This is a genomic window from Amycolatopsis dendrobii, assembly GCF_014145675.1.
Classification (GTDB): domain Bacteria; phylum Actinomycetota; class Actinomycetes; order Mycobacteriales; family Pseudonocardiaceae; genus Amycolatopsis; species Amycolatopsis dendrobii.
In genome coordinates this window covers 370,405-391,476 of the sequence record NZ_JACGZW010000003.1, presented here as the reverse complement: position 1 = coordinate 391,476, position 21,072 = coordinate 370,405, and the positions used below count along the sequence as shown (strand labels likewise).

Annotated in this window: 28 protein-coding genes; 8 read left to right on the top strand and 20 right to left on the bottom strand. The window is 68.2% G+C overall.

All coding sequences use genetic code 11. The annotated features are described in order from the left end of the window. Positions 1–63: 63 nt before the first annotated feature. From H4281_RS10040 to H4281_RS09970, 15 genes are all read right to left on the bottom strand, one after another. Complete coding sequence (locus tag H4281_RS10040; protein ID WP_182890589.1) at positions 64–885, bottom strand: DUF6551 family protein; 822 nt, start codon at positions 883–885, stop codon at positions 64–66. A 14-nt stretch (positions 886–899) separates the two neighbouring features. Next, entirely contained in the window at positions 900–1,772 is an 873-nt protein-coding gene (locus H4281_RS10035) for a ParB N-terminal domain-containing protein (RefSeq protein ID WP_182890588.1), read from the bottom strand. Then, on the bottom strand, positions 1,769–2,161 hold the full coding sequence (locus H4281_RS10030) for an HNH endonuclease (RefSeq protein WP_182890587.1): 393 nt from the start codon (positions 2,159–2,161) through the stop codon (positions 1,769–1,771). The genes H4281_RS10035 and H4281_RS10030 overlap by 4 nt, the downstream gene beginning before the upstream one ends. Then, complete coding sequence (locus H4281_RS10025) at positions 2,158–2,541, bottom strand: hypothetical protein (RefSeq protein ID WP_182890586.1); 384 nt, start codon at positions 2,539–2,541, stop codon at positions 2,158–2,160. The genes H4281_RS10030 and H4281_RS10025 overlap by 4 nt, the downstream gene beginning before the upstream one ends. An 18-nt stretch (positions 2,542–2,559) precedes the next feature. Next, complete coding sequence (locus H4281_RS10020; protein WP_182890585.1) at positions 2,560–2,925, bottom strand: hypothetical protein; 366 nt, start codon at positions 2,923–2,925, stop codon at positions 2,560–2,562. Continuing rightward, positions 2,922–3,146, bottom strand: a complete 225-nt coding sequence (locus tag H4281_RS10015) for a LexA family protein (protein WP_182890584.1) — start codon at positions 3,144–3,146, stop codon at positions 2,922–2,924. The genes H4281_RS10020 and H4281_RS10015 overlap by 4 nt, the downstream gene beginning before the upstream one ends. Next, positions 3,143–3,790, bottom strand: a complete 648-nt coding sequence (locus H4281_RS10010; RefSeq protein ID WP_182890583.1) for an ERF family protein — start codon at positions 3,788–3,790, stop codon at positions 3,143–3,145. Before H4281_RS10010 ends, H4281_RS10015 begins: the two co-directional genes overlap by 4 nt. Further along, positions 3,787–4,122 carry a hypothetical protein gene (locus tag H4281_RS10005; RefSeq protein ID WP_182890582.1) on the bottom strand — a complete coding sequence of 112 codons (336 nt, stop codon included), beginning with the start codon at positions 4,120–4,122 and terminating at the stop codon, positions 3,787–3,789. Before H4281_RS10005 ends, H4281_RS10010 begins: the two co-directional genes overlap by 4 nt. A 279-nt stretch (positions 4,123–4,401) precedes the next feature. Next, positions 4,402–4,695, bottom strand: coding sequence for a hypothetical protein (locus H4281_RS10000; RefSeq protein ID WP_182890581.1), 294 nt, complete (start codon positions 4,693–4,695; stop codon positions 4,402–4,404). 76 nt (positions 4,696–4,771) lie between these two features. After that, complete coding sequence (locus H4281_RS09995; protein ID WP_182890580.1) at positions 4,772–5,161, bottom strand: hypothetical protein; 390 nt, start codon at positions 5,159–5,161, stop codon at positions 4,772–4,774. After that, positions 5,158–5,991, bottom strand: coding sequence for a hypothetical protein (locus tag H4281_RS09990; RefSeq protein WP_182890579.1), 834 nt, complete (start codon positions 5,989–5,991; stop codon positions 5,158–5,160). Before H4281_RS09990 ends, H4281_RS09995 begins: the two co-directional genes overlap by 4 nt. Positions 5,992–6,223: 232 nt before the next feature. Next, positions 6,224–6,514: a hypothetical protein gene (locus H4281_RS09985; RefSeq protein WP_182890578.1), complete on the bottom strand. Its 291-nt coding sequence runs from the start codon at positions 6,512–6,514 to the stop codon at positions 6,224–6,226. An 11-nt stretch (positions 6,515–6,525) separates the two neighbouring features. Then, positions 6,526–6,711 carry a hypothetical protein gene (locus tag H4281_RS09980; protein WP_182890577.1) on the bottom strand — a complete coding sequence of 62 codons (186 nt, stop codon included), beginning with the start codon at positions 6,709–6,711 and terminating at the stop codon, positions 6,526–6,528. After that, the gene (locus H4281_RS09975) at positions 6,708–6,902 is read right to left on the bottom strand and encodes a hypothetical protein (RefSeq protein WP_182890576.1); all 195 of its coding nucleotides are present in this window, start codon (positions 6,900–6,902) and stop codon (positions 6,708–6,710) included. Before H4281_RS09975 ends, H4281_RS09980 begins: the two co-directional genes overlap by 4 nt. Positions 6,903–6,967: 65 nt before the next feature. Continuing rightward, positions 6,968–7,273 (bottom strand): helix-turn-helix domain-containing protein, encoded by a 306-nt coding sequence (locus H4281_RS09970; RefSeq protein WP_182890575.1) that lies wholly within the window; start codon positions 7,271–7,273, stop codon positions 6,968–6,970. Positions 7,274–7,682: 409 nt separating this feature from the next. Here H4281_RS09970 and H4281_RS09965 point away from each other — a divergent pair, with 409 nt between their 5' ends. Both H4281_RS09965 and H4281_RS09960 read left to right on the top strand, forming a co-directional pair. Beyond that, a complete protein-coding gene (locus tag H4281_RS09965; RefSeq protein WP_182890574.1) occupies positions 7,683–8,108 on the top strand; it encodes a hypothetical protein in 426 nt (141 codons plus the stop codon). Between the two features lie 138 nt (positions 8,109–8,246). Then, positions 8,247–8,489 carry a hypothetical protein gene (locus tag H4281_RS09960; RefSeq protein WP_182890573.1) on the top strand — a complete coding sequence of 81 codons (243 nt, stop codon included), beginning with the start codon at positions 8,247–8,249 and terminating at the stop codon, positions 8,487–8,489. A gap of 117 nt (positions 8,490–8,606) precedes the next feature. Here the strand turns inward: H4281_RS09960 and H4281_RS09955 are convergent, their stop codons facing one another. The 4 genes from H4281_RS09955 to H4281_RS09940 form a co-directional block, all read right to left on the bottom strand. After that, positions 8,607–9,980: a tyrosine-type recombinase/integrase gene (locus H4281_RS09955; protein WP_182890572.1), complete on the bottom strand. Its 1,374-nt coding sequence runs from the start codon at positions 9,978–9,980 to the stop codon at positions 8,607–8,609. A 332-nt stretch (positions 9,981–10,312) separates the two neighbouring features. Next, entirely contained in the window at positions 10,313–11,182 is an 870-nt protein-coding gene (locus tag H4281_RS09950; protein WP_182890571.1) for a carbohydrate kinase family protein, read from the bottom strand. Further along, on the bottom strand, positions 11,179–12,093 hold the full coding sequence (locus tag H4281_RS09945; protein ID WP_182890570.1) for a pseudouridine-5'-phosphate glycosidase: 915 nt from the start codon (positions 12,091–12,093) through the stop codon (positions 11,179–11,181). The genes H4281_RS09950 and H4281_RS09945 overlap by 4 nt, the downstream gene beginning before the upstream one ends. 9 nt (positions 12,094–12,102) lie before the next feature. Then, positions 12,103–12,759: an HD domain-containing protein gene (locus tag H4281_RS09940; protein ID WP_182890569.1), complete on the bottom strand. Its 657-nt coding sequence runs from the start codon at positions 12,757–12,759 to the stop codon at positions 12,103–12,105. 84 nt (positions 12,760–12,843) lie between these two features. Here H4281_RS09940 and H4281_RS09935 point away from each other — a divergent pair, with 84 nt between their 5' ends. Continuing rightward, the gene (locus tag H4281_RS09935) at positions 12,844–13,086 is read left to right on the top strand and encodes a DUF3039 domain-containing protein (RefSeq protein WP_020657970.1); all 243 of its coding nucleotides are present in this window, start codon (positions 12,844–12,846) and stop codon (positions 13,084–13,086) included. A gap of 125 nt (positions 13,087–13,211) precedes the next feature. After that, positions 13,212–14,063: a hypothetical protein gene (locus H4281_RS09930; RefSeq protein WP_182890568.1), complete on the top strand. Its 852-nt coding sequence runs from the start codon at positions 13,212–13,214 to the stop codon at positions 14,061–14,063. Position 14,064: 1 nt separating this feature from the next. Here the strand turns inward: H4281_RS09930 and H4281_RS09925 are convergent, their stop codons facing one another. After that, on the bottom strand, positions 14,065–15,270 hold the full coding sequence (locus H4281_RS09925) for a YihY/virulence factor BrkB family protein (RefSeq protein ID WP_237598741.1): 1,206 nt from the start codon (positions 15,268–15,270) through the stop codon (positions 14,065–14,067). Between the two features lie 227 nt (positions 15,271–15,497). Here H4281_RS09925 and H4281_RS09920 point away from each other — a divergent pair, with 227 nt between their 5' ends. From H4281_RS09920 to H4281_RS09905, 4 genes are all read left to right on the top strand, one after another. Further along, positions 15,498–17,243, top strand: coding sequence for a DEAD/DEAH box helicase (locus H4281_RS09920; RefSeq protein WP_182890906.1), 1,746 nt, complete (start codon positions 15,498–15,500; stop codon positions 17,241–17,243). A gap of 349 nt (positions 17,244–17,592) precedes the next feature. After that, a complete protein-coding gene (locus H4281_RS09915; protein WP_043829303.1) occupies positions 17,593–18,729 on the top strand; it encodes a sugar ABC transporter substrate-binding protein in 1,137 nt (378 codons plus the stop codon). 96 nt (positions 18,730–18,825) lie between these two features. Next, positions 18,826–19,599, top strand: a complete 774-nt coding sequence (locus H4281_RS09910) for an ATP-binding cassette domain-containing protein (RefSeq protein WP_182890567.1) — start codon at positions 18,826–18,828, stop codon at positions 19,597–19,599. Positions 19,600–19,616: 17 nt separating this feature from the next. Then, positions 19,617–21,050 (top strand): sugar ABC transporter permease, encoded by a 1,434-nt coding sequence (locus tag H4281_RS09905; RefSeq protein ID WP_182890566.1) that lies wholly within the window; start codon positions 19,617–19,619, stop codon positions 21,048–21,050. The last annotated feature ends 22 nt before the right edge of the window (positions 21,051–21,072 follow it).

The window sequence follows — 21,072 nt, the reverse complement described above, 5'->3', positions numbered from 1 at the left end:
CGACATGGAGATGCCATTCCTTTCCGCGTCGCGGCTGAGCAGAGGTGGTGCGGAGGCGGCGGGTCAGGCGGCCACGAGCCGCCAGTCCGGGATTTTCCGGGTCTTGCGGCCCTTGTTGACCATGCTGACGACGACTTCGGCCATGGCGTCGCCGACGCGGCAGGAGCGCAGCTTCTTCAGTTGGCGTGCATCGCCGATGACCCCGACCGGTCCGCCGTCGTGCCGTCCGAGTTCGACGCAGAGCTTGCGGAAGTCGAGAGTCTCGCCGTACTGGAGGATCACGAGCCCGATGCCCTCGACCAGTTCGGCGCGGACGCCGTCTTTGTTGTGGCCCCAGGCGGTGGTGAGGACGTTGATCAAGGTGTCGCAGGCTGCGGCCTGGCCGCCGTCCCACCGCCCGGCGCCGTCGTAGATCTTCTCCAGAGCGTTCACGGCGAGGAAGAATCCGTTGCCGGACGCACCTGTCACCTTCCAGCCGTAGTCGTCCAGAATGGAGTGCAGGAGAACCGCGGTCTCGTCGCCTTCGATGACGCGGACCCGGAATTTGATCACGGGTCGCATCTGCCGGGTGTCGTTGTACAGCCGGAAAAGCTCCGCCTCTTCGCTGAGCGAGAGCCCGGAGAACACCTTGCAGTCCATCATTTCATCGCCGAGGCCGCACTGCTTCATGGCTGCGGCGCGGTGCTGCCCGTCCACGATGTGATAGGTGCCGTCGTCGCGGAGGGACACGATGATCGTGCCGAGCGCATCGCGCTTGAGCTTGTCGGCGATCTTGCGGACCCGGTTCGGGTCGAGGCTGCGCTGAACCTGCGGGTCGACGCCGAGGTGATCGGCGCGCAGCTGCTTCAGCACGGGCTGGTTGGGTTCGGGTTTCGGCGTGGGCATGGCTGCATGTCCTTTCAGCTGTCGAGGGTTTCCTTGATGAGCTTGCGAACCCGGGTGAGGGCCTGGATTCCTTTCGTCATGGAGCGCACCCAGGCGGCGCGCTCCTCGACGGTGGAATGCGGGTCGACCGCCTCGACCTGTTTGAGGGCGACGTCGAATCCGGCCATGTCGACGGCGATGCGGTCGAGCGCGTCCGCCGCGATGACGCGAGCGTCTTTCGGCCGGGGGCGGCGCTTGGCGGGCGTCTCGGACGGCGCGGATGTCTCGACCGGCGGCGTCTTGGTCGGGACGGCTTGGCTCGGCGCGATGCCCCGGTCGATCCGCTTCACGAACGTTTCCTGTTCGTCCGCGTCGAGGTCGGCGACGCGCACCGCCGTGTACAGCGGAACCCGGCCCTCCTCGGTCATCCGGTTGAGGGCTTCGCTGCCTTTGGCCTGGACCCGGCGGGCGCGTTGGACGGCGACCGGGGAGACCTGGAGCAGGTCGGCCGCGTCCCGCCGGGTCGGGCTCGTCTCGGTAATTGCGTCATATGACGCCTTTTCCGAGGGACGGCCCGGTAGACGGGATGCGAGCCTGCCCGCGACCATGGCGCGCTGGGTGTCGGTGAGGTGCCGCCGGTGGAGGTTCGCCGAGATCACGTAGCGCCACGGGTCACCCTTGTAGGTGGCATAGCGGGGTTCCACGCCCGCTTCCGCGCATGCGAGGTATCTGTTGCGACCGTCGATCAGCGCGCCGTCCTGATCGGTCGTCAGCGATTCGAGAAGCCCGTTTTCCTTGATGTCCTGGACAAGTTCGGCGAGCCGGTCCGCGGCCATCATGGGGAAGATCTCCGCCGCCGGGTGGATCTTCACGTGGTCCGGCAGGGAACCCGGCACCGTGGCCGTCATACTGCGCCCCTTTCGTAGATGCGCTCCGCTTTCAGCGCCCCGTAGACCAGTTCCGGCAGCGCGACCGGGCTAGCGGTGCCGTCGTCGTGGAGCCACACGTAGATGCGGCCGTGCTCGGTGGTCAGCCACGCCGGCATCTCCGCGGGATTGCGGGGCTGGCGGACGCTCCAGCCGTTGGCATAGGCCGTTTCCGGGTTCTGGTGAATGAGCCCGTGACAGCCGTCGCGGTTGCCGTGGCCGCAGACGTGCAGGAGATTGGACAGATCCCACGTGCCGCCCTGGGAACGGTTCTTGCGGTGCTGCGCCTCGCGGGCGGGACGCAGCCCGCACACTTCGCACCGGCCCCCTGAGCGGTTCAGGAGCTTCTTGCGCGCGAGGCCCGGCTTCATTCGCAGGCGGACTCGCTGTCCGTGCTGTCGGCCAGTCGCCGCACGTGCCCCCTCAGCAAGTCGTCCAGGACGGCGTGGGCACGGCGCGCCGTGCCCACGGCGCTGAGGGCTTCCGCTCGAAGCTTCGCGGTGTCGGCCTTCGCCGCGTCGAGCTGGCTCCTGAGGTATGCGTTGTCCTTGTCGGCGCGCCTGAGCTTTTCGGCGAGCGCTTCGGCTTCGCGGCGCGCGGCAAGGGCTCCTCGGTGGTCTTCGATGATCTGTTCGGCGATGACGCGGTTCATCGCAGTGAAGATCGGCTCGTCGTCGAAGGAGCCGGGCGATTCGGCGTAGCCGTGGATGCGGTACGGCGTACCGAGACGCCAGTTCCGAGGGTCAGGCATGCTTGTTCCTTTTCTCGCCTAGAGTTCTGCGCGGCCTTCGGCGTGCATCCGGTCGATCTCCCGGGCGCTGGTGACCATGGTTCGGCCGTTGGCGTTCTGCTCGCGCAGTTGTTTGAGCTGTTCTTTGTGGGCGTCCGCTTTCGCCGCGGTGACAAGGCGTTCGAGGTAGAGCGCTGCCACTTCGTCGTCTGCCTCGGCTGTGGTTTCGGCGGTGGCGTGGGAGACGCGTTCGCCGTCCGCCTGTGCGCGGAGAATCGCTTTTGCTCGGGCGACCTTGTGTGCCGCCTCGGCTTTCGCCGCCGCGATCGCAACGGACTCGAACTCGCCGGCCTTGATCTGGTAGGCACGGGAGACGGTCCCGAGGTGTCCCAACGGTTCCGTCACGGCTCCTCCGCCGAGAGGATCACCAGCCCCCGGGGACGGCCGTGGTCCCGGCGGATGAACCCGAGGTCTTCCAACGTCCGGAGGTGGTGGTGCACGGACGACACCGACCGCAGACGCACCCCGTCAGCGATCTCGCGAACGGTGGGCGGGTAGCCGATGTTCTTGACGTGCGCCCGAATGAAATGCAGGACGGCCTCCTGCGTCTGGGTGAGCACGGTCATGCCGGGTCCCTCTCCGGCTCGTGCGAGAGTCCGAACTTCTTGAGATCGTCGAGGTAGATCCGCAGGTGGTGGTCCGATGCGGCCTGGATTTCCTCGCCCATGCGGGTCTGGAAGTCGGTCATGACGGCGTGCAGGTCGAAGCCCTGCTCGGTGGCGTAGGCGCGGATCTGGTCGAGGACCGTTCCCGACTTCGCCTCGCCGCGTTCGTAGCTGTCGTGGTCGGGGTCCCGTTCGCTCGTCGGCAGGCACAGGGCCTGGATGAGCGCGGTCCGCATGGCCACGGACATGGCTTTGGCGGTGCCTTTGTCTCCGACGTCGAGGGACTCGCCGGGGGCTTGGATGTCGAGGTGGTCCCCGCCGGGTCCGTAGACGCGGTAGGTCACCAGGACCGTGCACTCCCGCATGGGCTTGCCGTGCGCGGACGTGATGTCCCGATAGCGCACTTCGACGCCGAAGGGGACGATCGCGACCCCGCAATCGCGCAGCGCGGGACCGACCGCGTTCATGACTGCGTCGATGCCGCGGAAGTTGAAGCGTTGCTGGTCGTTCCAGTCTCCCTTGGAGACGGAACGGACCTGGGCCATGACGTCGGCGAGTGCTCGAACGACCGTGGAGGTTTGCTCTGTCGTGACGGGGTTGTTCATTCGGCACCGTCCAGGAGGGACGGGCCGGCGATCTCGTGCCAGCGCTCGGCGATGATCACGGTCGAGCCTCGTTCGGGACGGAAAGAGATGTAGGGGTTTCCCTCGGTGAACCCGATCCCGGGAACGATCTCGCCGGTTGCGGGGTCGACGGCTTCACCGTGTCGCTTGGCGGATTCCAGGATCTTGTGCTGGAACGCCGGGCGGACGTCGCGGAGAATCTCGCTGGGGTGGTTCTTCTCCACCCACGCCAGGAACTCAGCTCCGTTCTGGACGCAAGGGTTTGTCCGGCCGCGGACCTTGGTGACCTTGCCCAGGCGCGTGCCGTCGTCCAAGGTCGCCGCTTTGCTGTCCCCGGTGTCGAGGAAGGTCAGGAATTCCTCGCGGATCTCCGTTTCCAGGTCGTTGATGCGTGCTTTGAGCGCCTTCAGGACGGCGTACTTGACCGCGAGCGCTCGGGTTGATTCCTGTAGCTGCGTTGGTTATCCCTGCCTGCGGGTTGTGATGGACCGGTATGCACCGGCAATTGGCCGAGTTGGCATTGACGCCCAGCGCCCATGCCTGAGCGGGGAATCCGCATATTCCGCACGGGATTCCGTGAGCGGGATAGAGTTTCACTCTGTCTTCTCGAACGGGAGAGCCGTCTCTCCGGTCCGGTCTTCTCTTCGCTGGTCGAGGAGCCCGCGCGCGACGTCCCATCCGGGTGTGCCGAGCAGGCAGGCTTCGATGTCGTCGATGGCGACGGTCAGCGTGATCCGCCCGCCGGAGTGGCTGACGGTTTTGCTCAGCGACACGGCCGCCACGATCATGTGGCCGTCCGGGTTTCCGTTCAGGATGGCGTCGGTGAGAGCGCCGAGTCCGTTGTGACTGGCACCCGGCAAGGTGCCGGACAGTGTGATCGTGGCCATCGGCCTCCTTCCGGGTGTTCGCGTGAAGGTGGAGGCGGGACGCGGGGTGTCGGGGTGTCCGCGCCCCGCCTCCGGTCTAGGAGCCGACTTTCACCATGGCGGCTGCGTGCGCGGCCGGGACTGCGACAGCCGGGCGGAGGCTATTGCCCGGGACGAATTCGATGTCGATGCCCCAGTCGCGGAGGAGGTGGTGCGCCTCCACGATGTTGAGCTGCGTCCAGGCGATCATCGGTTCTCCGCAAGCGATGTACACAGTGGACACTCGGACGAACGCGGTGCGCTCCAGGAACTCCACCTGCGTCCCGAACCTTTCCGCGATGCTCACCACTTCCTCCAGCCGGGCGTGATGCAGGCGGATGCCGATCCCGTCGCCGGGGCGGATCTCTGCGCTGATCGGGTCAGGAAGGCCGGGGAAGTCGAGGAACAGCTGCCGGTAGGCGGCGGCTCGCTCGGCCTGAAGCGTCATGCCGCCACGCGCTCTGTCGGCCGAGCGGCTTCCGGGGCGGCGATGCGATTCCACAATTCGATGGCCTCGTGCGCCCGGCCGAGCATCTGCCGCGGGGCCGCCAGGCCGGCGTGTCCGGCGACGAAGGACGCACCCGCGCTCTCCGGGACGGCCCCGGTGGGGAGCGCCGGCTTGTGGTGCGCGGCATACAGGAATTCCGCAGCCGCTGCGAAATCGTCCAGCGTTGCGCCCGGCTCGAACTTCTTGATCGCCAGTCCGTTCCACATGGCAGCGGGCGGCTTCTGCGGCATGAATGGCGGGCGCGCGGCGGCTCGCACGTTGTGCACGATGGTCGCGGCCAGGCTGGTCATGGGCGCTGCTGCGGAGCTGACCGGGGCCGCGAACGGCATCGGCGGCGGGTGCCCCTCGGCGTGTGCCGAGGCGATTGCGATTGCGTCGCGGATGGTCCGGACGTGGTCCGGGTCGATGCCGTCGGACAGGGCATGCTTCAGCAGTTCGACGGTCCAGGACCATCCCTGGCGCAGGTCGAGCTGGGGTGCGCCGACGGTTCGGTGGGCCAGCCGCAGCACCCTCACCGAGCATCGCGGACACAGGACTCGGACGTGTTCGCCGGTGCCAGGATCGGTTTCCTCGCTGGTGTGCGTGCAGAAGTGGTCATTGACCATCTGCACCGTGCGGGCCAGCGGGAGCGGACTGCACCGCGGAGTGTCCGAGATCGGGCGGTCGCCGTGCTCCCACGAGATGACGTTCATCGCACACAGGTAGAGACGGCTTGCCGGATGGCTGCCCACGGCGAGCCGGGGCGGGGCGCTGAATTCCGTGATGGGCATGGGTGGTGTCCCTTCTAGCGTTGTTCGTTGCATGGCAACGGGTTGTCCTCGTACCAAGCGTGGGCGTCGTGCATCGCAGCGGCGTGAGCCGTGGTCTTGCGTCGGTGATTGCGCCGAATTGCGTCCCGGTAGGCCGCGGGCAGCCGATACCAGCAGGCACGGCACGCGAATCGGTGCCGTGGCACTTGAGTCCCACACCCGCCGGGGCACGAATGGGTGCGGATCACGGGCTTTACTCCTGGCCGGGCGGTTCCGGCGCGCTCTCGTTCGCCCCGTCCGGAGTCGGCGCGGAGTCAGGTTCCCCTGCCGGCTCGGGCGGTGCTGGCTCTTCGTCCGCGGAGAGATCGGGCTCCATGGTCTCGCCCGGCCACCGCATGTTGCGGAGCTGGGAAACAGCGCGGCGTTTTCGGCGGAGAATCGCGTTGAACGTCGGGGTTTCCGGGTCCTTCTTGAGGGTCTCGACCAATGGCCGTGCGGTGACGCCGGTCAGATCGATGGCGGGAAATGTCATTGTGGCCGTCATTTCGTCCCCTCCTACCGAATCAGCAGCATGGCGAGTGCGACCATGTTGACGAGCAACAGCAGGAATGCCGCTCCGGCCATGACGAGTGCGTACTGCCCGATCTCGGTGTAGCTGGCGTCTGCGAATTTCGTTCGGATCTTGCCCGCGGCGCGCAGTCTGCGGCGTGCCGCCTGACTGATCCGGCCCCCAGCGGTCACAGGTACACCCGTTTGCGCTGGGGCTGCCGGGCATGGCGCGGTGTGTAGTTCCTCAGGCCGAGATCTTTGATCGGCCACGGGTCTGCGCCCGGATGTTCCTGCGCCCACAGGTATTCCACGCATCGGTTGAGCGCTTCCCCGGGGAGCCTGCGGTGGCGTTTCGGTCGAATGAAACACTGGATCTGGTTCATCACAACGATTCCTTGTGGTGATCTAGTGCGGCCGGGCGACGGGGGACGTCGTCCGGCCGTGCGGACTAACTCGCCCGACGGGGACGGGGCGTCTTCTTGCGCGCCAGCGCTGCGGCCTCCTTGCGCGCCCTTTCGATCTCGGCGTCGCGGAGCTTGATCAGCTCGGGCACGGGCACGTAAGTGCGCTTGAGGAACCGCACCCGGGGAAGGTCGCCGACCTTCATCAGCCGGAAAACGGTGGCCCGGTTGACCTTCAGCACTGCCGCCGTCTCGGGGACGGTCATCAAGTCCTCGAAAATCTCCGCGCTTCGCGCCTCGATCTTCGCGTCGTTCACGTCGGGGACGCCGGTGTCGTCGGCGGTTGCCAACACGTGGCCTCCTCTGCATTTGCGTTTGAAGGATTGCGTTAGGTCGCAAGTGGACGGTCGATGTGGACCGCGCGTGCGCTGTGGCGGGAGTTCCGTCGCAACTTGCGCTTCGGGTGGTGCACGACCGACCTTGCCCCCGCGACACGCCGAAGCTCAAGTGTTTCCGAAAAAGATTCCGAAAGTGCGATATAGGACGACGAATGCTGGTCAAACTGCGACGCACAGGGTGCGCTCAGTGATCGGCGGATACACTCGATCGAGACGTATCTGCACGGGCCAGTACGGAGCGATGCTGGAGGGGGCCGGGCGGCGCGCTGCGAAGAGGAATAGCTTGGTGTACCCGTGTAGCGGTACCCGAAGCGCAGTCGGGGATGGTAACGACCCCGGCTGTCCGAGTGGGAGGGCGACCACCATGGACAGCACATCGACGAAGCCCGCGCCCGATGCGGAGCCGTCGCCCCCTGAGCCCGGTGCCGGGAACGGGCTCGACCACGTGCGCGGGCTCTTCTTCGCCAGATTCCCCGGTCCCTGGCCGCACGGCTTCCTGGCTGGGGTCGCGAAGGAAAAAGGGGTCACTCCCGACCTCATTCACCGGGTGTTCCGTGCGAATCCGGCATGGCGTTCGATCCCCAAGGGGGAAGTGATCGCGGGCATCGCCACGGCGCTGGGCCTCCCGCGCGCCGCCGTGCACTTCGCGTTTATGGCAGATCTACATCCGGACGCGTGCGACGAGAACATGTACCGCGTGCTCAGCCTCATCGCCTCCATGACGCCCGCGCAGATCAGGGAGATGGAACACGCGGCGTTGCGAATCGCTCACTTCGGTTCGCGGCGCTGAGACCGCGAAGTATTTTCATTTGTGTGATATTGGTGGCGAGTGTCCATTTAGGAAGCCGCCCGGCGCGACGTCGCACGCGCTGAGCGGCTCCCCGTGGAGCCGGCCGCACGCTGGCGGGCGAAGAGGGAGTGACCTGATGTGGCGTACCACCTGGAGATAGGAGGCTCGGACCAACGGGCGTGGCTGTACGTGACGGAGGACTGCACCGCAGACGGTGCCCTCGTGGTGCTGCTCAAGCCGGGCGTCGTGCTCGACTCGGCCAAAGCCGAGGTGCTGAACGAGATGTTCGGCCCCAGCGGCTTGTTCGAGCCCGGGAAGACGCTCGACGCGGCAGACCTGGAAACGGTCACGAACAGCTGGCCCGCCACTGGGACTGGCTGATGGGCGGCGGGGGGCCGCAGCTAACCCTCTGGGCAGGTCCGCGACTGCCCGGAGCCAGGCAATGACACGCTCCACGAGAGGCCGGTACCCGGACCCCGTACCGGCCTCTCATCGCGTCTAGCTCGCGGCAGCAAGCTCCGGCATGGCGGCCGAGCCGGTCACGGTCTGGAGCATGGCGACCATCGCGTTCCACTGCGCCGCGGACACGATCACGGAGCCATCGGCGAGGGCGGTCGGTGCCGCAGCCTCCGCCGCCGGTTGCCGCCTCCGCGCCCGCTCGTTGTACAGGTCGATGATCTCGGCGTTGGCCGCCTCCTGTACCCGGGCGGCCCACTCCGCTTCCCGCTCCAGCGACTTGCGGATGTACTTCATGGTCACCGCGGGCGACTTGTGCCGCATCCGCCGCATGATCACCTCCAGCGGAGCATCGGCCTCGGCGAGGTTCGTCGCGCACGCGTGCCGGAGATCGTGGAATTTCGCCCGCTCGCCGGCCAGCCCGACGAGGTCCCAGACCTCGCGCATGATTTCGCCCGGGTCGATGGGCGACAGGAGGGTGCCGTTGAGGTTCCGGAAGACGAAATCGTCCGGGGTGTCGTCCGGCCGCCACTGCTGGAGGACGCGGAACGCCTCGACGCACCGAGGCGTGAGGGAGACCGTCTGAGTGATCTTTCCCTTGGGGTAGGACCGCAACGTCTTGTCGGGCTCCATGACGTCCCGGACGGTGACCTGCGGAATCTTCGCGTCGAGGTCGATGCGCTTCCAGCGGAGGCCCGCGACCTCGGCGGCCCGGAGGCCGCAGTCGTAGGCGAGCAGGACGGCCGGGAAGAACCAGTACGGCACGTAGTTGCTCAGGAGGCAAAGCTCCTGGTCGGTGAGGATGCGGGGCTCCCGCCGCCGCTCGACCGCGACCGCGATTCCGTCGGTGCAGTCGTCTTCGATGTAACCCCTCACCTGGGCAAATCTCTGGATCTGCCGCATGTACACCACGCGGCCCTCGATCGTGGAGGACGACATGCCTCGCTCCTCCTCCTGATCGAGGTACTCCAAGAACTTCTCCTGATTGACCTGCCGGATGTCGTACTTCGCGAACGCCTTGGACAGGACGTTCACCGCGCTCTTGCGGGCATTGCGGGACTGGTAGGTGCCGCCGCGTTCTTTCGAGCCGCGCTTGCCGGGCTGCTTCTCCCGGTGAACAAGCCACTCCCGGGCGACCTCGGGGAACGGATGGAGGAACCCCTTCCGGTCCTGGGGGTCGCCGAGTTCCTCGTATACGGCATCCATGCGGCGGTAGAGAGTGATCTGAGCGGCCTCTGCCATCCACTGCTCTTGGAAAACCTCGGTGCCGTCGTCCGGGTTGGTCGCCCAGACCTTCGCTTGGCGATGCGAGTCCCAGACGTAGGCGCGCCAGCGGCCAGAGGGGAGCTTTTCAGCCTTGGCGAGCCGGGGCGTGGCGGAAGCGGTTTTCTTCTTCGTCGCGGTAGCGGTCGTCATCGTGCGGGCTGCCTTCTCGTGTGCGCACGCGCGGCGTCCCGGCTGGGGACGCTAGCTCGACGGCCGGATGTGGATCAAGCCGACGTGGGAACAACGTCCCCGAGCGTCGATCTCCGCGAGTCGTTCAAGATCCGTTTACGGACCTCTGACCTGCGGTAATGCTTGATCTACTTCCGGCTAGTCGAGTGCTGCACGAGTAAGATGCCTTGACAAGCACCCCCGAACCGCAGTGAGGCTTCGTATCGGGGTGCGGGGGGAGGGCTGGGTGCCTCGATCGTTGGGTGTACCGGCTGCGGTTTGAGGACGTGAGGGAGTCCCTCACGTCCGGTGTCTCAGGGTTGGGGGCCGATGCGGCTTACTGCTCGTGCGCCTAGTTCGGTGCCGGTGCGCAGGACGTCCACTGTGGACTTTCCGGCTAGCCAGGTGGTGAGGACGCCCGCGTCGAAGGCGTCGCCTGCGCCGGTGGAGTCGACGCAGGTCGTTTCTACTGCGGGGACTGAGGAGACGCCGGTTGCGTCGATCCAGCTCGCGCCGTCCAGCCCGGCGGTCACTACTACTGCGCCGACGGTGGTCAGCAGTTCGGTCGCGGAGGACGGGTCTGCGGAGCCGGTCAGGGCGACCAGCTCTTCGGTGTTCGGCATGAGCAGGTCGGTGCCGCGTACGTCGTCCAGGAAGGCCGCTGGGTCGTGGATGTGGGCGGCTGCTTGGGGGTCCACGGAGGTGGTCAGACCCGCTTTCTTGGCAGCGTCCAGGGCGGCCAGGCCTGCGGGGCGCGAGGACGGGTCCAGCAAGACATAGCCGGACAGGTGCAGGTGGGTGGAGCCGGCCAGGGCCTCGGGGGTGACGTCTTCGGGGGCGAAGCGTTTGTTCGCGCCTCGGTCGGCGAGCATGCTGCGTTGGCCTTCGCCGTCAACGAGGACGACTACGCAGCAAGTGGGGGCTTCGGGATCGGTCGCGAAGGCGCAGCGGACGCCCGCGGCTTCCAGTTCGGCGCGGATCAGGCGGCCGCCCGAGTCGTCGCCGATGCGGGCGATCAGGGTGGTTTCCGCGCCTAGCGAGCGCAGCCACAGCGCGGTGTTCGCTCCGGCGCCGCCGCCGGTGAAGCGGATCGCGGCTCGGGCGTCGCCGCCGTGGGGGAGAGGTTGGTCGTGCCGGGCGACGACATCTAAGCCCGCGTCGCCGACTACTACGATTCCGGTCACGACAGGGCCACCGCTACTTCGGTGGCGAGTTTGGCGTTGGACAGCACCAAAGCCTCGTTCGCGTCGATGCTGACGCCTTCGCTGGCGGTGTGGAAGTGCTCCAGCAGCACCGGAGTCACGTCCGCGCCGTGGACGTCGGCGTCGGCCAGTTTTGCCAGGCCTTCCCGCAACAGCCGGTCGTGCAGGGCACGGTCCATTTCGGACTCTTCGGGGATCGGGTTTGTCAGCAGGACGCCGGAGTTCGCGTAGCGGCGGTGGGCGGAGACGACCGCGGCGGCTTGCTTCGGGTCGTCCACCCGCCAGCCGACGGGGTGGCCGGACGAGCGGAGATAGAACGCGGGGAAGTCGTCGGTGCGGTAGCCGAGGACGGGCACCGAGTTCGTTTCCAGCACTTCCAGAGTGGCGGGGATGTCCAGGACGGACTTCACGCCGGAGCACACGACCACGGTCGGCACCTTGGCCAGGACTCCGAGGTCTGCCGAGACGTCCCAGCTCTGTGCCGCGCCCAGGTGCACGCCGCCGAGGCCGCCGGTGGCGAAGACGCCGATCCCGGCTGCCGCGGCGAGCGCCGAGGTGCCCGCGACGGTGGTGGCGCCGGAGCGGCCGAGGCCGACCGCGGGGCCCAGGTCGCGCAGGGACAGCTTGTCCAAGCCGGCGTCGGGGGCGCAGACGCGCTCCAGTTCGGCGGGAGAGAGGCCGATGACCGGCCGCCCGTCGAGCACGGCGATAGTGGCCGGCACAGCGCCGCCGTCTCGCACGGTTTGCTCGATGCGGCGGCCGACGTCGAGGTTCCGTCCGTACGGGAGGCCGTGCGAAAGGATCGTGCTCTCGAGCGCGACGACGGGGTGACCGTCACGCAACGCCGAGGCGACTTCCTCGTGGACGAACAGGGGAGTGGTCTGGGTGGTCACGAACGGACATCATCTGTGATCGCCGCGCACGCTGCGGCATCGGGTCAGCTCAGCCCGCAAATTCTGCCGCGCTGCGGCTTCCCAGCGTGAGCGGGCGCTTTCGGTGAGGTACAGCGCGGGCCGCGTGAGGAGGCTTTCCAGTACTGCGGCGCGGCCGGTCGCCCAGGCGTCGTCGGGGTAGCGCGCGTACTCCTGACGCACGTTGTCCACGTACGCGGCGTACGTGTCGGGAGGTGCGCCGAGGATGGCTAGGTCGGCGTCGAGGAGGGCTGCTGCGGCGAAGTCGTCTTCGGGTGCTTCGTGGGAGGCGGTGGCGAGGACGAGGGCTTCGGCCTGGTCAATGTGCGCATCGGCAATCCCTGCGCGCGTGAGCCAGCGGCGAAGCCACTCCGCGCTGCGTTGTTCGTCTTCGCCGGGTACGGCGTCGTAGACCACGTCGTGTGCCCACGCGGCGAGTACGACGACAGCGCGTTCGTGGAAGGGCAGGTCGGCCGCTAGCTGCTCCGCGTCGTGCGCGACGGTGGTGGCGTGGGCGAGGTCGTGGTAGCGGCGGTGCGGTTCGGTGTAACGCGTTTCGAGGTCGGCCCAGGCGTCGCGGCCGACGTGGTGGTCGCCGCCGAGGCGGGTCAGCGCGTTGTGCCAGCGGGGTGCGGACTCGTGCGGCATCCGGGCTCCTGAGGGGTCCCTTGGCAGGTCAGGCGAGCCTAGCCGGGCATTACCGCGGGCGCGGCGCTGAGGCATGATGGTGGGGTGAGCACCGAAACGCTGACCAAGCCGGAGACCGACAGCACCGAGTCGACCGACGACGACTCGCCGAAGATGTTCCACTACGTGCGCAAGAACAAGATCGCCGAGAGCGCGGTCATGGGCACGCACGTCGTGGCGCTCTGCGGCGAGGTCTTCCCGGTCACGAAATCGCCCAAGCCGGGGTCCCCGGTCTGCCCCAAGTGCAAGAAGATCTACGAGGGCCTCCGTCCGGGCGGCGACGACTGAGGTTTCCCCCGCGTCCCGGTGCGCGGGAACAAAGGTGAAAATCCTTCACTCGGTGGCTGTGCACCCGGGGAGGAACTGGTAGACCTGCAATCCGGCCAGTCGCCTCCCCGCAGGAGTGTCCCCGCATGCGCGCAACCGGGATCGTGCTTTCCCTCGTCGTCCTGCTGTCCGCCGTCAGCGCAGTCGCGGCGGGCGCCGCGGACGCGGTGACCGGATGGACCACCGTCGGCTCCGACCGCGCCCGTCCGCTCGACGAGAGCCAGGGCCTCGCCACCGTCGAGCGCTCGTCCGGAACCAGCATCCGCTACACCGGCATCGGCACGGTCGACCCGGGTCTCGCGGCGAAGGGCTGGAACCACATCGGCGACCCGGGGTCGGCGAAGGGCTGGTACGTCGAGCCCTACCAGCGCGACGACCGCGGCGCGAAGCTCTTCCGCGTCGAGGCCCCGGACGGCTCCCGCGCCGACTACCAGCACGCGCTGGAATCGTGGGAGGCCAACAACAATTCGTTCGCCGCGGTGTCGCCCGACGCGCGCTGGCTCGTGTCCGGCGAATGGGGCACGATGGACCGTCTGCTCGTCTACCCGATGCCCGGCGCCGCGGCCACCGATCCCGGCCAGAACCTGCCGTACGCCTCGGCGATCCGGCTCGACCACCCGGTGCGCGACGTCCAGGGCTGCGATTTCGTCTCCGCGACCCGGCTGATGTGCTCCTCGGACGACCCGGACGGCAGCCTCTTCGGCACCACCAAACCCCTGCTGCAGGTCGATCTCTCCGGTTCGGTCTCCGGTTCCGACGTCACCGGGCACGTCACGTCGCTCGGCCAGCTCCCGCTGGAAAGCGGCTGCGGCGGCAACTTCGAGGTCGAGGGCATCGACTACGACGAGCGCGACGGCGGCACGCTGCGGGTGGTCGTGATGTCGCCGAGCGTCTGCATCGCCTTCGACAGCAAGACGTGGCGGTTCCGCCAGGGTTGAGTCAGCCCTGCCGCGGACGGCGCGGACGAGATTCGGCGGACGGCTCCGAACCGGTGGCGCGCTCGGGTCTGGCGAGTTGCACGGTCTCCGATTCGGTGCGGTCCGGCTCGTCGTGGCCAGTCTCGGAGTCGTCGGTTTCGTTTCCGGGGTGCCGTTTCGGCCGCCGCAACGGCATCGTCGTGCGGTCCCACAGCCGGCGGCCCTCCTCGGCCCGCATCCGCTCGTTCGCGCGTTCCATCTCCAGCCGCCGCCACTTGCGCCGCTGCCGCCGGGTCGCCTTCGCGGGCCACAGCTCCTGGATCGCGCTGTTGAAATACGCGCCGCCGACCACCGCGAGGCCGATGAAGAACATCAGCAGCAGGAACGCGATCGGCGCGGCCAGCGCGCCGTAGGTGTAGCCGGTCTTGGTGATCCAGTTCAGGTAGATCCGCAGCCCGATGCTCGACACCAGGAAGACCACGCCGGCCAGCATCGCGCCCGGCAGCCCGCGGTGCCAGGGCAGCCGGCGCGGCAGCGCGAGCTTGTACAGCGTCGTCAGCGCGAGCGCGATCATCACGCCCAGCACCGGGTAGTAGAGCGTGCCGACCCAGGACGAGACTGTCGGCCGCCAGTCGACCGGGAAGAACTCCGGCAGCAGGTCCGGCCCGATCGCCAGCAGCGGCAGCCCGATCACGAGCCCGATCAGCGCGCACAGGTACAGCAGCAGCGCGAAAATCCGCTGCCACACCTCGTTGCGGACGCCGTACTGGTCGTGCGCGACGGTGATCGCGTCGACGAACGACGACATCGCCGACGAACCCGCCCACAGCGAGATCACGAAGCCCACGGACACGATCTCGCCCTTGCCGACGGTGAGGATGCTGTTCACCGTCGGTTCGATGATCTCCTGCACCGCGTTGGCGCTGAAGATGGTGTGGCTGAAGGTGATGATCCGGTCGTGCACCGCGGTGACCACGTTCTGGCCGAACCACTCGCCGATGAAGCCGACGCTGCCCAGCAGCCCGAGCAGCAGCGGCGGGAGCGACAGCGTCTGCCAGAACGCCGCCTCGGCGGCCTCGGAGAAGATGTTGCCGTCCCACGCTTTCGCGAGCGTGCGGGTGAGGAGCCGCCACGGCCCCCTGCGCACGGTCTTCTCCGGCACGCTCTTCTTCGGCACTGCCTCGCCGTTCGGCTCTGCCGCGCCGGCGTCCGGTGTCACCTCGCCCATGGTGTGTCCCAGCATGGTCCATGCGCGCGGTTTTGGCTCGTCACCCCCGCCGAGAGGGGGCGTGTCGGAGGACACCACCCGTGGCGGTGGCGGGCGCCCGGGGACTCGGAAGGTAAGCTGGCCGACGTGCCCTCATCGCGGCGCCCGGCGGCGAAGCCGGTGCCACAGTGGGGGTTTTCGCACGTCACGGCCGCGCCGAGCGGTCCGAGGAGGGGGTGAACCGAGTTTTGTCCGAGACGACCCAGCCGGTCCTCGGGGCGCCGCCCGCGGAGAAGGACAGCACCGCGCGTCCGCTGCGCGCCTGGCAGCGCCGAGCGCTCACGAAGTACCTGTCGAGCAGGCCGAAGGACTTCCTCGCGGTCGCGACGCCGGGCGCGGGCAAGACGGTGTTCGGCCTCCGGATCGCCGCCGAACTGCTTTCGGACCGCACCGTCGAGGCGGTCACGATCGTCACCCCGACCGAGCACCTGAAGCACCAGTGGGCGGCCTCGGCCGCGGCGGCGGGCATCCCGATCGACTCGAACTTCCGCAACACCACCGGCGTCACGTCGTCGGACTACCGCGGCGTCGCGGTCACCTACGCGCAGGTCGCCGCGCATCCCACGCTGCACCGGGTGCGCACGGAGAACCGCAAGACCCTGGTGATCCTCGACGAGATCCACCACGCGGGCGACGCGAAGTCCTGGGGCGACGCGACCAGCGAGGCGTTCACGCCCGCGGTGCGCAGGCTCGCGCTCACCGGGACCCCGTTCCGCAGCGACGACTCGCCGATCCCGTTCGTCACCTACGAACCGGACGCGGGCGGCTTCCAGCGCAGCAAGGCCGACCACTCCTACGGCTACTCCGACGCGCTCGCCGACGGCGTGGTCCGGCCGGTCGTCTTCCTCGCCTACTCCGGCGAGGCGTCGTGGCGCACCAGCGCGGGCGAGGAGTTCACCGCGCGGCTGGGCGAACCGCTCACCGCGGAGCAGAACGCGCGCGCCTGGCGCACGGCGCTCGACCCGGCGGGCGAGTGGATCCCGGCGGTGCTGCAAGCCGCCGACACGCGGCTCAGCCAGGTGCGGCAAGGCATCCCGGACGCGGGCGGCCTGGTGATCGCCACCGACCAGGAAACCGCGCGTGCCTACGCCAAGATCCTGGAGCGGATCTGCGGCGAGACGCCGACGCTGGTGCTGTCGGACGACCCGAAGGCGTCCGGGCGGATCAAGGAGTTCTCCGAGACCAAGGAACGCTGGATCGTCGCGGTCCGGATGGTGTCCGAAGGCGTCGACGTGCCGCGGCTGGCCGTCGGCGTGTACGCCACCAGCGCGTCCACCCCGCTGTTCTTCGCACAGGCCATCGGCCGCTACGTGCGGGCCCGGAAAAAGGGCGAGACGGCGAGCATCTTCCTGCCGAGCGTGCCGGTGCTGCTGGAGCTGGCCAGCGAGCTGGAAGCGCAGCGCGACCACGTGCTCGGCAAACCGCACCGGGAGAAGGAAGGCTGGGACGACGAACTGCTCGCCCAGGCCAACCGCACCGAGGACGAACCGGGCGAGGAGGAGAAGGCGTTCACCTCGCTGCACGCCTCGGCCGAACTCGACCAGGTCATCTACGACGGCAACTCGTTCGGCACCGCGGTCTTCTCCGGTTCCGACGAGGAGCAGGAGTACCTCGGCCTTCCCGGCCTGCTGGAGCCGGACCAGGTCCGCGCGCTGCTGCGCAAGCGGCAGGAAGAGCAGATCTCCGACGAGAAGCGGCGCAAGCCGAAGACCGAGGAACCGGCCGCGCCGCCGGTCCGGTCGCAGTCGGTGAGCGAACGGCTCGGCGCGCTGCGCAAGGAGCTCAACGCGCTGGTCGGCGTGTACCACCACCGCACGAAGAAACCCCACGGCGCGATCCACAACGAACTGCGCCGCCAGTGCGGCGGCCCGCCCACCGCGATGGCGACGGTGGAGCAGCTCGAAGAGCGGATCGTCACGCTGCGCTCCTGGTAGTCCTTCCAGCCGAGCACCGGGGCGCACGACGCGGTCGTGCGCCCCTTCTCCTGGTAGAACGGTTCGTCCGGTTCGATCCGGGCGCCTGAACGGGCACCGTCACGCCTCCGACCGGACAAGACCGGACAAGTTCTCGTTACGCTCGGTGCGTGGCCGAGGTCACTCCGTCAGCCGAGCCGCCAGATGAGGGCCGTGTTGCCGAACTGTGTCCATTTGGTGTCGGTTACTCGATCCCGCCATCTTCCGCAGAGCCGCTCCGCGGCATATGTTGTCGGCCACAACATATCTGCGACGGTGCACGGGGACCCCTCCCGATCACCCCGCGAGCATGATCGGAGAAGGAACGAGGATGCGCACCAGAACCCTTACCCTCCTCGCCGCGACGGTGAGCGCCGGCCTGGCGCTCTCGGCGTGCGGCGCCAACAGCGCGGGCTCCGGCAACTCGGGGGACAGCAAGAGCTCCGCCTCCGCCCCGGCCGGCGGCGGCGCCAACGGCAAGGTCGGCGTGATCCTGCCGGAGACCGCCACCTCGGCCCGCTGGGAAGCCTTCGACAAGCCGATGCTGCAGGCCGCGCTCTCCGCGCAGGGCTTCAGCGCCGACATCCAGAACGCCCAGGGCGACAACCAGAAGTTCTCCACCCTCGCCGACGGCTTCATCAGCTCCGGCGTCAAGGTGCTGATCATCGCCCCGTCCGACCCCGCGGTCGGCGCGGCGATCGAGGCCAAGGCCAAGAACGCGGGCATCCCGGTCATCGACTACGACCGCCCGAGCCTCGGCGGTTCGGCCGACTACTACGTCTCGTTCGACAACGAGAAGGTCGGCGAGATCCAGGCACAGGGCCTCGCGGACGCGCTGAAGAGCAAGCCGGGAGCCAACGTCGTCCAGATCGAGGGCGCGCCGACGGACAACAACGCGACCCTGTTCGCCAACGGCCACGACAAGGTCCTCAAGCCGCTGTACGCCTCCAAGGCGCTGAACCTCGTGCAGAAGCAGCCCATCGACAACTGGGACGCCCAGGTCGGCGGCACGACGTTCGAACAGATCTTCACCCGGGTCGGCGGCAAGGTCGACGGCGTCGTCGCGGCGAACGACGAGCTGGCGGGCGCGGTGATCACCGTGCTGAAGAAGAACGGCCTCAACGGCAAGGTCCCGGTCACCGGCCAGGACGCGACCGCGGCCGGGCTGCAGGCGATCCTGCGCGGCGACCAGACGCTGACGATCTTCAAGCCGATCAAGGAAGAGGCCGAGAACACCGCGAAGCTGGCCGCCGCGCTGGCCAAGAACGACAAGGCCGCCGCGGACGCGATCGCCACTGGCAAGCTGCACGACCCGAAGAACAACCGCGACCTGAAGTCGGTGCTGCTGCAGCCGCAGCTGATCACGATCAAGGACATCAAGACCGTCGTCCAGCAGGGCTACGTCAAGGCGTCCGACATCTGCACCGGCGACCTCGCCGCCAAGTGCACCGAAAACGGCATCTCCTGACGCCGCAGTAACTCCCCGCCAAGAGCAGCCGGGCCGGGACGCGTTCCCCCGACACGCGTTCCGGCCCGGCACCCACGCGAGAGACAAGCGATTCCCATGAGCGAGCCCATTCTCGACATCACCGGCCTGAACAAGAGCTTCGGCCCGGTCCACGTCCTGCACGACGTGGACTTCGCCGTGCGGGCGGGCGAAGTGACCGCGCTCGTCGGCGACAACGGGGCCGGCAAGTCCACTTTGGTCAAATGCATCGCGGGCATTCACCCGTACGACACCGGAGCGGTGCGGTTCAACGGCGCGGACGCGCACATCCGCGGCCCGAAGGACGCCGCCGGGCTCGGCATCGAGGTCGTGTACCAGGACCTCGCGCTCGCCGACAACCTCGACATCGTGCAGAACATGTTCCTCGGCCGCGAACGCGGCAGCAGCTGGCTGCTCGACGAGGCCAGCATGGAGAAGGCCGCGCGCGAAACGCTGGCGTCGCTGGGCGTGCGCACGGTGAAATCCGTCCGCACGCCGGTTTCCTCGCTGTCCGGCGGGCAGCGCCAGACCGTCGCGATCGCGAAATCGGTGCTGTGGAACAGCAAAGTCGTCATCCTCGACGAGCCGACCGCCGCGCTCGGCGTCGCGCAGACCAAGCAGGTCCTCGACCTGGTGCGCAGGCTGGCCGAACAGGGCCTCGGCGTGGTGCTGATCAGCCACAACATGGCCGACGTGTTCGAGGTCGCGGACCGGATCGCGGTGCTCTACCTCGGCCGGCTGGTCGCGGATGTCCAGACCAGCGACGTCACGCACAGCCAGGTCGTCGAACTCATCACCGCGGGCCGATCGGGCGATCTCGGCCTGGCCCGTCCCGAAGCTGTCGCGCTGTGAGCGAGAAAGAACCCGCCATGACCGAAACTTCCGAGAAGCCGCAGACTCCGGACGCGCCCTCCGGGGCGATCGCCGACTTCGGCATCGACACCACCTCGCTGTCCACCGGCGAAGCGATCAAGGACTACTTCGCGCGGATGAAGGACGGGCAGCTCGGCTCGATCCCCGCCGTGCTCGGCGTGATCGTGCTCGCCGTCCTGTTCAGCGCGCTGTCGGGCGACTTCTTCACCCTGCAGAACATCGCCAACCTGCTGGAGCAGGGCGCGGGCCAGACCATCATCGCGATGGGCATCGTTTTCGTGCTGCTGCTGGGCGAGATCGACCTGTCCGCGGGCACCGCGTCCGGCGTCTGCGCGTCGCTGATGGCGCTGCATTACGTCCACAACGGAAACCTGCTGGGCTCCATGGGAACCGGCGTCTTCATCACGTTCATCGCGGTGCTCGTGCTCGCGGTGGTGCTGGCGCTGCTGCAGAAGATCTGGGCCGGGGCGGCGGTTTCGCTGGTCGGCATCGTGGTGATCCTGGTCGGCGCGCCGGTCAACGCGTGGGTCGAAATGCTCATCGCGGTCTGCACCGGCACCGCGATCGGCTGCATCACCGGTTTTCTCGTGTCGAAGATCGGGATGCCGTCCTTCGTCGTCACGCTGGCGCTGTTCATCGTGTGGCAGGGCGTGATCCTGCAGTTCGTCGGCGAGGGCGGCACGCTGCCGATCAGCACGAGCGACACGCTCAACGCGGTCGCCAACGGCAACCTTTCGGTGGCGGGCAGCTGGATCCTGTTCGTCGTCGCGGCGGGCGGCTACGCGGTGCTCGCGCTCGGACAGCACTTCTCGCGGCTGAAGCGCGGGCTCGTCGTGCAGCCGACGCCGATCGTGCTGGCGAAGGTCGGCGCCATCGCGGTCGTCGCCGCGGTCGCGACTTACCTGCTCACCATCAACCGGGCGTCCAACGACCTCGTCGTGATCGCGGGCGTGCCGTACGTGGTGCCGATCGTCCTGGTCCTGCTGGTGGCGGGCACCTACGTGCTCAACCGCACCAAGTACGGCAGGCACCTGTACGCGGTGGGCGGCAACAAGGAAGCCGCGCGCCGGGCCGGCATCAACGTGCCGAAGCTGCGCACCAGCGTGTTCGTCATCAGCTCGTCGTTCGCGGCGATCGGCGCGATCGTGTACTCGTCGAAGGTCGGTTCGGTCAGCGGCCAGTCCGGCGGCTTGAACACGCTGCTGTTCGCGGTCGGCGCGGCGGTCATCGGCGGCACCTCGCTGTTCGGCGGCAAGGGCCGGATCATGGACGCGGTGATCGGCGGCGCGGTGCTGGCGATCGTGAACAACGGTCTGGGCCTGCTTCAGCAGAAGGCCGCGGTGGTCAACATCATCACCGGCCTGGTGCTGCTGCTGGCCGCTTCGGTGGACGCGTTGTCGCGACGGCGGGCTGAGGCATCGGCCCGCTGAGGGCTGATGGGAAGATGACCCG

Coding starts and splice junctions, on each gene's coding strand:
- H4281_RS09930 (WP_182890568.1), top strand. CDS start 13,212: ATGCGCGCAACCGGGATCGTGCTTTCCCTCGTCGTCCTGCTGTCCGCC.
- H4281_RS09925 (WP_237598741.1), bottom strand. CDS start 15,270: ATGGGCGAGGTGACACCGGACGCCGGCGCGGCAGAGCCGAACGGCGAG.
- H4281_RS09965 (WP_182890574.1), top strand. CDS start 7,683: ATGGACAGCACATCGACGAAGCCCGCGCCCGATGCGGAGCCGTCGCCC.
- H4281_RS10015 (WP_182890584.1), bottom strand. CDS start 3,146: ATGACCGTGCTCACCCAGACGCAGGAGGCCGTCCTGCATTTCATTCGG.
- H4281_RS10040 (WP_182890589.1), bottom strand. CDS start 885: ATGCCCACGCCGAAACCCGAACCCAACCAGCCCGTGCTGAAGCAGCTG.
- H4281_RS10010 (WP_182890583.1), bottom strand. CDS start 3,790: ATGAACAACCCCGTCACGACAGAGCAAACCTCCACGGTCGTTCGAGCA.
- H4281_RS09995 (WP_182890580.1), bottom strand. CDS start 5,161: ATGACGCTTCAGGCCGAGCGAGCCGCCGCCTACCGGCAGCTGTTCCTC.
- H4281_RS10035 (WP_182890588.1), bottom strand. CDS start 1,772: ATGACGGCCACGGTGCCGGGTTCCCTGCCGGACCACGTGAAGATCCAC.
- H4281_RS10030 (WP_182890587.1), bottom strand. CDS start 2,161: ATGAAGCCGGGCCTCGCGCGCAAGAAGCTCCTGAACCGCTCAGGGGGC.
- H4281_RS09955 (WP_182890572.1), bottom strand. CDS start 9,980: ATGACGACCGCTACCGCGACGAAGAAGAAAACCGCTTCCGCCACGCCC.
- H4281_RS09940 (WP_182890569.1), bottom strand. CDS start 12,759: ATGCCGCACGAGTCCGCACCCCGCTGGCACAACGCGCTGACCCGCCTC.
- H4281_RS09910 (WP_182890567.1), top strand. CDS start 18,826: ATGAGCGAGCCCATTCTCGACATCACCGGCCTGAACAAGAGCTTCGGC.
- H4281_RS09905 (WP_182890566.1), top strand. CDS start 19,617: ATGACCGAAACTTCCGAGAAGCCGCAGACTCCGGACGCGCCCTCCGGG.
- H4281_RS10000 (WP_182890581.1), bottom strand. CDS start 4,695: ATGGCCACGATCACACTGTCCGGCACCTTGCCGGGTGCCAGTCACAAC.
- H4281_RS09975 (WP_182890576.1), bottom strand. CDS start 6,902: ATGAACCAGATCCAGTGTTTCATTCGACCGAAACGCCACCGCAGGCTC.
- H4281_RS09990 (WP_182890579.1), bottom strand. CDS start 5,991: ATGCCCATCACGGAATTCAGCGCCCCGCCCCGGCTCGCCGTGGGCAGC.
- H4281_RS09985 (WP_182890578.1), bottom strand. CDS start 6,514: ATGACGGCCACAATGACATTTCCCGCCATCGATCTGACCGGCGTCACC.
- H4281_RS09915 (WP_043829303.1), top strand. CDS start 17,593: ATGCGCACCAGAACCCTTACCCTCCTCGCCGCGACGGTGAGCGCCGGC.
- H4281_RS10025 (WP_182890586.1), bottom strand. CDS start 2,541: ATGCCTGACCCTCGGAACTGGCGTCTCGGTACGCCGTACCGCATCCAC.